Genomic DNA, 12346 nt, shown 5'->3' with positions numbered 1-12346 from the left:
TCCTCCTATCTCACACTTGTTTTTATTTAGTCAAATGCTTGTGTTTCATCGCCGAGTAAAGAACTAGCCCCACAACAGTAAATACATATGGTAACATCTGTACAAACTGTACCGGGATGTCTAATACCTGCAAATTACTTCCCAATGCGTCCGCTGTTCCAAATACTAAAGAGGACAGAAGAGTACCGACAGGAGTTCCTCTTCCCAGTGCTTCTGCCGCTAATGCAATAAACCCCCTTCCTGCTGTCATATCACGCGCAAACTTATCCATATATCCCATAGACATATAAGCCCCGCCCATCGCCGCTAAAATACCGCTTATAGCTAGCGCTATATACTGAACTTTCTTCACATGGATTCCTACGCTTTCAGCGGCATGGCTATTTTCCCCCACCACCCGGATTCTCAGTCCCAACGGGGTTTTATAAAGAAGAATCCACATCGCTGCCACCGAAATAAGTGCCAGATATGTCAATAAATTATGACCGGATATAACCGTGCCAATTACAGGAATATCCTGAATAAAAGGAATATTGATTACCGGCATCGTCAGGCTTTTCAGCGAAGTAGACATACCTTTATCATTCGCCACTGCATAGAGAACAAATACCGTACCGCCTGAAGCCAAAAGATTCATAGCAATGCCCGTCAGAACCATATCTGTTTTTAAATGTATAGCAAAATATGCCATCAAAAGTCCCAATGCCATTCCAACTAAAAGTGCAAACAGAAACCCTAAAAATGCATTCTGCGTCATCGCGCTCCCTATAACACCAGCCAGTGCAGCGCAAAGCATAATCCCTTCCAATCCAATATTCATAACCCCCGCGCGGTCTGTAATCAGAGCTCCTAATCCAGCCAGCAGTATAGGTGTAGTCAGCCTCAATACAGAATAAACAAAATCAGCCGAAAAAATTGCATGTAATAAATGTTCCACGCTAAACCTCCTGTCCAGATTGAAGAGTCGAGTTTTCCACAATCTTTTTATGTTTATAGTGCTCTAAAAACAGCTTCGCTCCAACCAGCAGAATAATCAACGACTGCACAATTGACACAACCTCAGGTGCAACATCCGTTCTTCTGGACATAATATCTGCTCCTATTCTCAGATATGCAAGAAATAGTGCTGCAAACGGAACAAACAGCGGATTATTTTTTGCAAGAATCGCAATAATAATTCCATCAAAGCCGTATCCAGGAAGACTCGTCCAGGAAAATCTTGTATACATCCCCAAAATTTCTACCGCGCCCCCCATTCCAGCTACAGCACCTCCAATTACCTGGGATAAAACAATAGCCCCGCCCACGCCGATTCCTGAATACTTAGCAAACATACTGTTTTTTCCAGTCATACGGATCGCATAGCCCCATTTCGATTTATAAATCAGTAAATACGTTATTATCACGAGTGCCAAAGCCAGAAAAAGCCCTGTATGAACTCTTGTCTTTGGAATAATAACCGGAAGCTTCGCTGTCTTTTCAAATTGTCCGGAGGCCGAATACCCTGCGCCGGCATCCAGCATTACATACTGTAATATATATGTTCCCAAATATAACACAATATAATTCAGCATCAATGATGATACTACTTCATTCGCACCCCACTTCACCTTCAATAAAGCAGGAATCGAGCAAATAACTATTCCAACTGCGCCGCCTGCAAAAATTGCAATTACGGGATGGATTCCTGCCGGAAGAATAAAGGTTGCAGCTACATAGCTCGCCGCCAGTCCACCAAAGAAAAATGCCCCCTCTGCTCCCATATTAAACTGATTACACTGAAACATCACGCAAACAGCCAATCCTGAAAATATTAAAGGGATTGTAAGTTCAATTACATTGCCAAAATTTCTTCCGGACATGAGCGGTCCGATCAAGAACTGTCTCAAGGCTTCCGCTGGACTGCTGCTTACAATGGAGATCAAGACAAACGCGATAACCAGAGCAATGCAAACAGCAACAAACACTCGTATTACTTCAAATTTTTTCTCAATCCCTTTTGTGCTCTGCCGCTTATTCTCCATAAATAGCGCCTCCAATCTGCTCGTTGGTCATACGTTTTAATCCAAGCATATATTCTCCCAGCTCCTGCTCCGACACTTCTGAACTTTTAGAAAAATATGCCACAATCTCCCCTTCACATAAAACCAGCAAGCGGTCTGAAAGTTCCAGAATTTCATTCAAGTCAGCAGATATCAGCAAAAGCGCAGCTCCCATATCGCGCAGTTCCACCAGATGTTTTCTAACAAACTCTATCGCCCCTACATCAATTCCTCTCGTAGGCTGATTTACAACAATAATATCCGGCTGTGAGGAACATTCTCTGGCAACAACCACTTTCTGGATATTCCCTCCCGACAGCATTCTCACCGTCTGTTCCCTTCCATCGCACTTTACAAGATAATCATTAATCAGACGGTCAACCTCTTCAAAAATCTTCTTCTTTTTCAGCATACCAGAATTGTTGTACTCTTTTTTGTAAAAACGATTAGATATTATATTATCCAAAATAGACGAATCCGCAGATACGCCATAGGTCATACGGTCCTCCGGTATATGTGAAAGACCCAAATCCCTAATTTTACGAATGGACTCCTTGCTTATATCATGATTTTTTACCGTTATATTACCGTTATAATGTTTTATCAGGCCTGTAACAGCTTCTGCAATTTCCCTTTGACCATTACCTTCGATTCCCGCCACCCCAAGAATCTCTCTCTTGCAGATATCAAAACTGACCTTTTTAACCATGGCCTTACCCCAATCGTCCTGTACGCACAGGTCTCTGACTCTCAATACCCTCTCCCCTCGTTTCACCTCCCCCTTATCTACCTTCAAGACCACATCCCGGCCAACCATTAATTTTGATATATCCTGTTCTGACAGATCTTTCACCTCATATTCCCCCATAGATTTTCCATGGCGGAGGATCGTTATTCGGTCACAAATTTGCTTAATCTCTTTCAGCTTATGTGAAATAAAAATTATTGTATGGCCATTCTCCTTTAGCAGCTTTAGCTGAACGAATAATTCGTCTGTTTCCTGAGGTGTAAGAACCGCGGTCGGTTCATCCAGGATCAGTATTTTCGCACCGCGGAGAAGAGCCTTTAATATCTCCACCTTCTGCTTTACTCCTACAGGCAGACTCCCCACCTTTGCCACAGGATTAACTGAGAAATTGTATTTTTCCGCTACCTCTCTGCACATTTTTACTGCTTTTTCCGAATCAATAAGCCCCAGACGTTTCGGTTCCATTCCCATAATCATATTCTCAGCAACCGTCAGCGAAGGAGCAAGCATAAAATGCTGATGCACCATACCAATTCCATATCGTATGGCAGTCATAGGATTATCAATCTTCACTTCCTCATTATTAAGCAGAATTCTTCCATAATCCGGGACTTCTTCTCCAAACAGTATTTTCATCAACGTGCTTTTACCTGCTCCGTTCTCACCAGCCAGAGCATGAATTTCACCTTTCTTCAGTGAAAAAAACACATCCTGATTAGCCACAAATCCGTTACTGTAAACTTTGGTAATATTCTCCATTAATAATATCGGTTGTTCATTCATCTTTTCACCTCACCTCTACGCCTTTATCTGCTTTGAAGTTACGCCGCTTATCCGTTCTTCAGACGCCATTTCATCACGATATGGCAGCGATTCTATGGCCCCCCTTCTGGTAACAGCTATAGCCGCCGCTTTATTTGCAAAAGAAATTGATTCCTCCAAAGGCTTACCCTCAGCTAACGCAACAGCTAATGCTCCATTAAAACAATCCCCCGCAGCAGTTGTATCGATCCCATTGACTTTTTCAGCTTCAAGCAACAACTGTTTTTGTTCATTAACCAGTAAAGCTCCCTTTTCTCCTAAAGTAACAATTACATTTTTTACTCCTTTTTTCACAAAGTATTCTGCCATTTGACTAAGCGAATCAGAATCCTTTATTTTGCTTTCACTTAGTTTTCTAAGTTCAGTTTCGTTAGGAGTTATATAGTCAATCAGTTCCAAGAGCTCATCAGGCAATCCTTCCGGTGCTGGTGCCGGATTTAATATAACTGTTTTTCCTTCTTCCTTTGCTTTCCAGGCAGCATAAAATACTGTTTCTTCTGGAATCTCCATCTGTAGTATCACATAATCGCACCAGCGAAACAGTTCCTCCTGTTCCTTTAAATAAGTAACATCACACTCCCTATTGGCGCCTGGAATCACTATAATACTATTATTTCCCTGCTCATCAACACTGATCACCGCTGTCCCTGTCGGCTCTTTTTGACTCTTTTTTAAAAAGGATACATCTACCCCTGATGTCTTCAAACTTTCGATCTGCTTTTCTCCGAATTCGTCCATTCCAATGCAGCCCAACAGCTTCACTTGACCATCTAATTTCCCGACGGCACAAGCTTGATTAGCTCCCTTTCCTCCCGTCTGATAGGAAAGAGATTTTCCTAAAACAGTCTCTCCTACCGCAGGCATAGCGGCTACCCTTACAGACATATCCATATTCAAACTTCCTACAACCAGTATTCCTCCGCTCATCAATTCCTCCCACATTTATTATTTACAAATATACTCTTTATAATAGTTAAGAAAATATTTTCATAAATAGTTTTCATAGTTATATAGTAACATGTTTTTTTACATTGTCAATATTTTTTTGGGCATTTTATTTCAAGAAAATGTTTTAATTAAAAACTTTATTATAATTATTATCATATTATTATACTTTATCAATTGACAAAAAAAGCAATTTACACCATAATAGAATTACAATTTAATATTTTATCAGTTAACTACAGGTATAGGGAGATAGATATGACTATAAAGGAAATTGCCAAATTGGCAGGCGTTTCAATATCCACAGTATCAAAGATTGTAAACAAGAAAGATGAAAATATTAATTCCGAAACAAGAAATCGGGTATTAAAAATAGTAAAAGAATATAACTATACCCCTTACGGAACTGTAAAAATTACTTCAGAGGCAAAAACATTTACCCTTGGAATTCTGCTAAAATTCGCCTCCAATGTCCCCCAGTTTCTCAATGGTGTTATTTCTCTGGCACAGCAAAACGGTTATAGCATACTTCTTTATGACAGTGATAACAGTGCTACGATCGAATTAAAAAATATTACTTCCCTTTGCAAACATAATGTCGATGGTGTTATTTGGGAACCGGTCAGTCAGAAAAGCCTGGAATATGATCGATATTTCAGAGAACAGGGTATTGAGGTCTGCCGCATTAATGACAGAAAAGACCCTTCTTCTTATTTCATAAATTTTTCTCAGATGGGATATGAAGCAACCGAGCTATTAATACAAAAAGGCCATACAAAACTCGGTTGTCTGACAAAACAGAGCAGCACGCGCTCCGAAATGTTTTTGGAAGGTTTCAAGAAATGTCTGTTTGATCACGGTCTCCCCTATCATGACTCTATGAATCTTCCATCAGAAGGAACCGATTGGTACAATGGCCTTCTTTCCCATATCCCAACAGGAATACTTAGCAGCCACTATGCATCTGCTCTTAGCCTTATGAAGCACCTGAATAAAATTCAATTTCATGTACCACGCGATTTATCCCTTATCAGCCTTCAGGAATATACCAATGAGAGCTTAACTTATCCTGATATTTCAAATATCAGGATACCCTATTTTGAATTTGGGGCCTTTGTCTGCGAACGTCTAATAAGAAAATGTGAAAAGAAAGAATGCCCTGACACCCCTTTTTCCATGCTCTGCTCATTAGAAAACACCGCCGGCATAAGTATCCCATTCTCCACTCAGGCAGATCGAATCATTGTTGTAGGAAGCATTAATATTGATGTCACATTAAATGTAGATGAGCTCCCCGCCTCAGGCAGGACAGTAAGCACCAATAAACATTCTCTCATTCCCGGAGGTAAGGGAGCGAACCAGGCAGTCGGCGCGGCAAAGCTCGGCAAAGCAGTATCTCTCATTGGTAAGGTTGGTAACGATTATGATTCAACCATTGTTTACTCGTGCATGCAGGATAACCACATAGATATCCAGGGCATCCGGCGCGATCCTTATTCCGAAACGGGAAAGGCTTACATTCACGTTCAGAATGACGGCGAAAATATGATTACAATTCTGACTGGAGCAAACCAGGCTTTAAGACCATCTGACATTCTATGTTATGAGAAACTTTTTACAAGTGCCAGTTACTGTCTTCTGCAGACCGAAATCCCTGAAGATACAGTTGAAGCTGCCGCCCGGCTGGCACGCAGCCGTGGTGTACAGAATATTTTAAAGCCAGCAGCAATGAATCGTATCAGTGATTCTTTGATGGAACTCGTTGATATATTCGTCCCCAACAAAAAGGAAGCCGAACTTCTTTGTCCTAGTGTTTCTGATATTGAAGGAAAAGCCGAAGAATTTTTTAAAAGAGGAGCAAAAACAGTCATCATTACACTGGGGCACTCTGGCTGCTACATGAAAGCTCCCGAATTCACCGGGTACATTCCTGCCGCAGACTTTACACCAATTGACACAACAGGTGCCGCAGATGCCTTTATCTCAGCATTAGCCAGTTACCTCTCCTTTGGTTATCCTATTGCCAAAGCCGCCAAAATTGCAACCTACGCCGCAGGCTTCTGCGTATCACGTCAAGGAGTCATTCCTGCACTTATTGATAAAAATTCATTGGAAACCTATATTAAACGAATAGAGCCGGATATTTTACAAAATGACACTTTTTTATAAAGTCCCATAAAATGTCATGTTTTTAAAGCCATATATCCTCTGCTCTATCTATACACAGAAAAGCGGAAGAGAGGATTTCCTATCCTCAGACTGCTCTGAAAAGTTAATTATTGAAAAAAGTAATATGATAGCATACTAAATAAGCCCATGGAGATCGTGGGCTTATTTAGTATGCTATCATATTACTTTTTTCAATAATTAACTTTTCAGAGCAGTCTGACTAGAGAAAATTTCTCTAGCTTTTGTGCCCAATTGCTTAGTGCTGTTTCTGTGTGGCGCTTTTTCCTGACCCTCGCCGGCAGTTAGGGCATTTAGTTCCTTTCCCAATGCTCCAGCCTAATTTCCTTAGATCCTGGGTTAGTTCTTTTTTGGTACGTATAGACTTATAATAAGATGTACGACCGCAACGCTCACATTTAACTCCACTAATAAATGGCATGTCTATTCTCCCTCCATAAAATTGTTTTTGATAATATCTATGGTGTCGAGTGCTATTTTAAATCCTTCAATTACCTTCTTAATCTCATTAGGTGGAACGGATCCATAGCTGGCCGTTTGGATTTTAAAGTTAGGTGTTGTGTTATCATAATCGATAAAGATTGAAGGTAAATAACAATCATCCATAGGCCGGATCATGAGTCTGTATCCTTGATGAATCCATGAACAATGTTCCTGTGCTACGTAATAACCATTCTCTAAATCATATAACTTTGCTTCCTCTGCTTCCATGAGTAATTTCATAACATCTCTCCTTAAAGTATTTCTTTAGATTATATACTTGCGCAAGTATATAATCAATGGGAAAATCTTACAAAGTTACGCAAGTATATATGTGAAATATGTATACTTGCGTAACTCTGCAATTAATGTTATACTTGCGGTATAGTTGGAGGTGAGTGGGATGCCAGATACTCGTAATAATGGGAACTCCAGACCCAGCACAAGAGCAAAAAATAAAAATAATAGTAAAAATTATGATAGATTATATCCGTTTGTAAAAAAAGGCGGAAAAGAGGAAATCAAAAGAGCTGCAGCTGCAGCGGAAGAAAATCTTAATGAATATATAGTTTCATCGATTTATCAGAGGATGGAGAGAGAAGGGCGAAGTCACATGGCCCCCCCGGGGGAATTGGAAGACTCCCAGGTAGATTAAGTTTTAATATAATAGGGTAACAGCAGTATATTTAATATACGGATCGGAAGGATCGGATTCTATCCGATCCGGAAGATGAGTATTGACAGCGGGGGGGGGGGTGCTTTACCAAATTCATTAATAATATTTACTACATATTTTTATGTGGATATGTTATACTATAGCGGTATAGAGTGGCTGGAAAGGATGGCCACATCATGAAAAGAAAAAGAAAAAATAAGTCTTTACGGAATGTAAGTATCTTTAAACTTAACAATTCCTTCGATCTAATCTCAGATTGTGTGATACCTCATACAGATTTTTCCCCTAATCAAGTAGTGCAAGCAATAAACTATAAAAACAGAATCGTCATTAAACCATATAAAAAATCTGAATAAATAGTCAAAGAAGCCACTCTATATAAAAATATGGAAACATAAAAACGAAAAAATATAAAAATATTAAAATATAAAAATGTTTTTATATTGACATTAGAAAAAATAGTCGGTATGATGAAAGGGTGAAGGATATGATACAAATAAGATGCTATAATGTAATGTTCATTTTAAAATGTAAGAATGAGTCCGAATACTATAAAATTGAGTGTTTCGGAAAACGGCTGCAGCATGAAACTATAAGGATGACGGATATTTTTAAATGGTGTAATATACAGCATATACAGTATCGCACGTACTTTATTTACAGAAAGGATTTTCCATTAAGCGCAAATCTCTGGAACTTGTATACATATATCAGAGGAAGCATAGAACAATATCTTAACAAATATGAGGAGGAAAAAATATGATATTCGCAATTGCGAACCAAAAAGGCGGCGTATTGAAGACTACAACAACTTATAATGTTTCGAAGGCTTTGGCCGAAGCAGGAAAGTGTGTATTAATGGTTGATTTGGATAGCCAGGCCAGTTTAACTATTTCGACGGGGCATGAGCCGTCAGAATATCAGAATACAATCTGTGATCTTCTGAAAAAACGCCCAGAAAATGTAGAAAAATGTATCTATAATATAGCTGAAAACTTAGATCTAATACCATCCATTATTGATTTGGCATCTCTGGAGATGGAACTTATGTCGAGAACCGCAAGGGAAAGTGTGCTTTCAAGAGCACTTGAAGAAGCAGCTAAATATGATTTTATACTGATTGACTGTCCGCCTCAACTTTCCATACTGACCTTGAACGCACTTGCTGCAGCTGATGCGGTAATTATACCATGTAAGACAGATTACCTCTCCTATCGCGGCTTAGAGCAGCTGGAAAATACAATAGATGAGGTTCAGGATCTCGTTAATCCGGATTTACATATTTTCGGCATCGTGGCTACTCTATACGAGATGGTAGTCAAAGATCACAATGAAATTTTAGATATGCTGAAAGAAAAGTATAATGTAATTGGAGTAACAAAGAAATCAGCGTTGGCCACAAAAGGTATATATGACGGTAAATGTGTGGTTGAAAGAGATCCGAGATCTGAAATTGCAAAAGAATATGTCAAAATAGCAAATATTATCATGAAGGGGTGTAAATAAGATGGGGAGCCTGGCAGATAGAGAAAAACGTAGAAGTGTTGTCGGAAGTATGGTAAGTGAGATGCCAAAAACGGAAGTGGAATATAAGAATCCCACATATAAGGTTAGAGTCGATACTTTTCGAAAAGTTAAAATGAAAGCCTTAGAGGAGGGGAAACACGATTATGAGATCGTCCAGGCTGCATTGGACGCCTATCTTGAGGACAGATAAGACATGAAATATGATATCTTGAACAATTATAAGGCATATTTACAAGCCAACTTAAACAAGAATACTGCTAAGACATATTATTCTGCAGTAAATAAGGTGTTTGATGGTATCGTTTTTAATGACCTGCGGGAGGTATCTGAAACAAAGATCCTCGACAGAATAAAAAATCTAAAATCGAAAAACCAAGTGAGCGCAGCTAAAAATGGTTTAAAATATCTGCAGGTGGTTAATAATCATCTGCAGATGCCATCCGATGCCCAAATAGCCGAGATATCAAAACACAAAAGGAATTATGTAAAAAGTAGAGGTAAGGCAGTTGACTATGACCAGATGCTGCGAAAAGTCAATGTTTTGAAAAATGAAAAACTGAAATTAGCGTATCGGTTGGCGGGCATATCTGGGCTCAGGGTGTCAGAGTTGGCGGATCTGGAGGCTAAGGATATAGAATTTCGAGATGATGGTCGTATCTCTGTATCCGTGCGTCATGGAAAAGGAGGTAAGCCTGGGACGGTAGAATGTCTGGATGATACTTATGTCTATAACAAATTGAAAGATTATTGCCGGCAGAATGAGACTGGAAAACTATTTTATAGTGAGAGCTATATGCGTGAGAAGGCCCACGGCCTGGGTATGGAAATGCACGATTTTAGACGTGCATACGCAAAAATAAAAAAAATAGAGTGTATGGCTGCCGGGGCAACCGCTTATGAGGCCAACGGAGCGGTTCAAGAAGGTTTAAGGCATGCTCGCTTTTCCACCACAAAACGTTATCTATATGGACGGAAAATAATAACTAAGAAAAAAATAAAAACAGTAGATAAAAAAATTACGGAAAAACCGTCGGAGCCAGCAGAAACGGTTCGAACCTTCAAGGAATGTAGTCTTTATAATTATGAGCTCATGAGTGTAGTGGATGCGTTTGATCTGCAAGAGCCAGAAAAGCAGGCTCTTGAAAAGTACAGTCAATTCGATTATGACCCTATAAATGAATCTTTATATAATCCGGACTTTCCGAATCCGGAAAAATTTAAAGAAAGCATTGATATAATAACTAGCTGTATCGATAGAAAAACGATTTCAGATGATATGATCGTTTATAGAGGTGTTCCCGATCCGAAGTTCTTCTTTAAAATGGATGTCAATAATATGAGTGTGGAAGAGCTGAATGATCGATTTAAAAATCAGCTGGTTCGCCATAAAAGTTTTATGTCCACCACTATAGAAAAAGATGTGGCCAAGTACTTCGCTGGCGGTAGAGAATCTGGATTAACTCTTATTATCAGGGCGCCTAAAGGAAGTAAAGGCATATTTCTAAACGATGTTTCAATACATAAAGAGGAAAAAGAAGTACTATTCCAGCGCGGATCATTTTTGAGAATTGATAAGATAGAAAAAAAAGAAAATCTGGTAGCGTACGTATCGTTAGGTAAGCAATTAGGGAAGGGCAGCTTATGAAAAAAGAAAACTGTGAAAAAACCGGAACAAAGTTTCAAATCAACGATAAAGAGGAAATTGAATATGTGTCCTGGGATGAGTACAATAGGGAGATCGTAGAAGGAAAATTGACTGGGGTCGATTTCCCAGATTATAAGGAGGGGGATTCATGAAGAACTGGATTTTAATGTCAAAAGAGGTGCCTTCTGAGAGCAAGATCTATAATATTACGTATAAGAGCACAAGTGGCCGTAGACGATCAGATTCTGCCTTTTACAATTCTCAGAAAAAGATCTGGTACTGGGATGAAGAGGAAGAAAAAGAAGTAATGCGTGAAATTGTAGCCTGGGCCAGCCTTCCAACACCATGTAATCCGCCATATCCTATTTATGGAGCTATTATAGGAGATATTGTAGGATCGGTATACGAATTCCATAACATAAAAACAAAAAAATTTGAGTTTTGGAATCCGAAGGCTTGTTTTACGGATGATACTGTAATGACCATAGCAGTATACGAAGCAATGGATATGCATATTAAAAGCAATGGTTCATTGGATTTGAAATCGCTATTGGTGAATAAAATGAGATCCTATGGAAAAAAATATCCTTATTGCAGTTATGGTATGCGTTTTAATATGTGGCTTAATGGTGATTATGAAGAACCCTATAACAGTTTCGGGAATGGATCAGCAATGAGGGTTTCTGCTGCGGGCTTTTTTGCAGAGTCATTGGATGAGGCTCGTCAATTGGCCAGGGCCTCGGCGGAAGTGACGCATAACCATCCGGAGGGGATCAAAGGAGCTGAGTCGGTAGCTACGGGGATATACCTAGCATTATCCGGGGTAGGAAAGACGGCGATTGCCGCGTCGCTGACTGAATACTGGAACTTACATTTCAGCTTAAACGAGATTCGATCCGATTATGAATTTGACGAGACATGTCAAGGGACAGTTCCCCAAGCTATAGTTGCTTTTCTGGAATCAACAGATTTTGAAGATGCCATCCGTAATGCTGTATCCCTGGGAGGAGATTCGGATACGTTGGCAGCCATTACTGGTAGCATAGCGGGTGCTTACTACGGTATACCTGATGATATGATATTACGAGCTTTTCAATATCTGGACGAATACCTTTCTAGTAAAATTGAATTTTATTAAAGGGATTGTAAAATAAGTTCTTAATGAAGAATCGCCAGTTCCGATAAATGGGAATTTATTGTTGTTTTGGAAAATCGTCTTCGGCCTTGAACATGGTCTTTGGGTCCACTGCCGGATTTCTGCCTTTGGCAGAGTA

At 39.6% G+C, this 12346-nt stretch carries 12 protein-coding genes; 7 read left to right on the top strand and 5 right to left on the bottom strand.

Annotated elements, in window-relative coordinates; all coding sequences use genetic code 11:
* Positions 1-22: 22 nt before the first annotated feature.
* Genes H8S80_RS31770 through rbsK form a run of 4 tightly spaced genes read right to left on the bottom strand, consistent with a single transcriptional unit; the run spans position 23 to position 4539 of the window.
* Complete coding sequence (locus tag H8S80_RS31770; RefSeq protein ID WP_055652451.1) at positions 23-937, bottom strand: ABC transporter permease; 915 nt, start codon at positions 935-937, stop codon at positions 23-25.
* Between the two features lies 1 nt (position 938).
* Positions 939-2024, bottom strand: coding sequence for an ABC transporter permease (locus H8S80_RS31765; RefSeq protein ID WP_055652450.1), 1086 nt, complete (start codon positions 2022-2024; stop codon positions 939-941).
* Complete coding sequence (locus H8S80_RS31760) at positions 2014-3573, bottom strand: ABC transporter ATP-binding protein (protein WP_055652449.1); 1560 nt, start codon at positions 3571-3573, stop codon at positions 2014-2016. Before H8S80_RS31760 ends, H8S80_RS31765 begins: the two co-directional genes overlap by 11 nt.
* Before the next feature lie 15 nt (positions 3574-3588).
* Positions 3589-4539 carry a ribokinase gene (rbsK, locus tag H8S80_RS31755; RefSeq protein WP_055652448.1) on the bottom strand — a complete coding sequence of 317 codons (951 nt, stop codon included), beginning with the start codon at positions 4537-4539 and terminating at the stop codon, positions 3589-3591.
* 276 nt (positions 4540-4815) lie between these two features.
* On the opposite strand from rbsK, the gene H8S80_RS31750 reads away from it, so the two are divergent.
* The gene (locus H8S80_RS31750) at positions 4816-6726 is read left to right on the top strand and encodes a PfkB family carbohydrate kinase (protein ID WP_055652447.1); all 1911 of its coding nucleotides are present in this window, start codon (positions 4816-4818) and stop codon (positions 6724-6726) included.
* 441 nt (positions 6727-7167) lie between these two features.
* Here H8S80_RS31750 and H8S80_RS31745 read toward each other — a convergent pair whose 3' ends face one another.
* The gene (locus H8S80_RS31745) at positions 7168-7467 is read right to left on the bottom strand and encodes a hypothetical protein (RefSeq protein ID WP_055652446.1); all 300 of its coding nucleotides are present in this window, start codon (positions 7465-7467) and stop codon (positions 7168-7170) included.
* A gap of 160 nt (positions 7468-7627) precedes the next feature.
* Here H8S80_RS31745 and H8S80_RS31740 point away from each other — a divergent pair, with 160 nt between their 5' ends.
* The 6 genes from H8S80_RS31740 (at position 7628) to H8S80_RS31715 (ending at position 12210) form a co-directional block, all read left to right on the top strand.
* A complete protein-coding gene (locus H8S80_RS31740; protein WP_055652445.1) occupies positions 7628-7879 on the top strand; it encodes a hypothetical protein in 252 nt (83 codons plus the stop codon).
* Between the two features lie 780 nt (positions 7880-8659).
* Positions 8660-9406 (top strand): ParA family protein, encoded by a 747-nt coding sequence (locus tag H8S80_RS31735; RefSeq protein WP_055652443.1) that lies wholly within the window; start codon positions 8660-8662, stop codon positions 9404-9406.
* 1 nt (position 9407) lies between these two features.
* Positions 9408-9617 (top strand): hypothetical protein, encoded by a 210-nt coding sequence (locus H8S80_RS31730; protein WP_055652442.1) that lies wholly within the window; start codon positions 9408-9410, stop codon positions 9615-9617.
* Positions 9618-9620: 3 nt separating this feature from the next.
* Positions 9621-11072, top strand: coding sequence for an ADP-ribosyltransferase (locus tag H8S80_RS31725; protein WP_187049089.1), 1452 nt, complete (start codon positions 9621-9623; stop codon positions 11070-11072).
* On the top strand, positions 11069-11224 hold the full coding sequence (locus H8S80_RS31720; RefSeq protein WP_187049088.1) for a hypothetical protein: 156 nt from the start codon (positions 11069-11071) through the stop codon (positions 11222-11224). The genes H8S80_RS31725 and H8S80_RS31720 overlap by 4 nt, the downstream gene beginning before the upstream one ends.
* Complete coding sequence (locus tag H8S80_RS31715; protein WP_243010383.1) at positions 11221-12210, top strand: ADP-ribosylglycohydrolase family protein; 990 nt, start codon at positions 11221-11223, stop codon at positions 12208-12210. The genes H8S80_RS31720 and H8S80_RS31715 overlap by 4 nt, the downstream gene beginning before the upstream one ends.
* Positions 12211-12346 lie beyond the last annotated feature (136 nt).

It is taken from the genome of Hungatella sp. L36, from assembly GCF_014288035.1.
Note: the sequence above shows the minus strand (reverse complement) of the source record. Positions and strands in the feature narration are given on the sequence as shown.

Coding starts and splice junctions, on each gene's coding strand:
- H8S80_RS31730 (WP_055652442.1), top strand. CDS start 9,408: ATGGGGAGCCTGGCAGATAGAGAAAAACGTAGAAGTGTTGTCGGAAGT.
- H8S80_RS31765 (WP_055652450.1), bottom strand. CDS start 2,024: ATGGAGAATAAGCGGCAGAGCACAAAAGGGATTGAGAAAAAATTTGAA.
- H8S80_RS31715 (WP_243010383.1), top strand. CDS start 11,221: ATGAAGAACTGGATTTTAATGTCAAAAGAGGTGCCTTCTGAGAGCAAG.
- H8S80_RS31740 (WP_055652445.1), top strand. CDS start 7,628: ATGCCAGATACTCGTAATAATGGGAACTCCAGACCCAGCACAAGAGCA.
- H8S80_RS31725 (WP_187049089.1), top strand. CDS start 9,621: ATGAAATATGATATCTTGAACAATTATAAGGCATATTTACAAGCCAAC.
- H8S80_RS31745 (WP_055652446.1), bottom strand. CDS start 7,467: ATGAAATTACTCATGGAAGCAGAGGAAGCAAAGTTATATGATTTAGAG.
- rbsK (WP_055652448.1), bottom strand. CDS start 4,539: ATGAGCGGAGGAATACTGGTTGTAGGAAGTTTGAATATGGATATGTCT.
- H8S80_RS31720 (WP_187049088.1), top strand. CDS start 11,069: ATGAAAAAAGAAAACTGTGAAAAAACCGGAACAAAGTTTCAAATCAAC.
- H8S80_RS31735 (WP_055652443.1), top strand. CDS start 8,660: ATGATATTCGCAATTGCGAACCAAAAAGGCGGCGTATTGAAGACTACA.
- H8S80_RS31750 (WP_055652447.1), top strand. CDS start 4,816: ATGACTATAAAGGAAATTGCCAAATTGGCAGGCGTTTCAATATCCACA.
- H8S80_RS31760 (WP_055652449.1), bottom strand. CDS start 3,573: ATGAATGAACAACCGATATTATTAATGGAGAATATTACCAAAGTTTAC.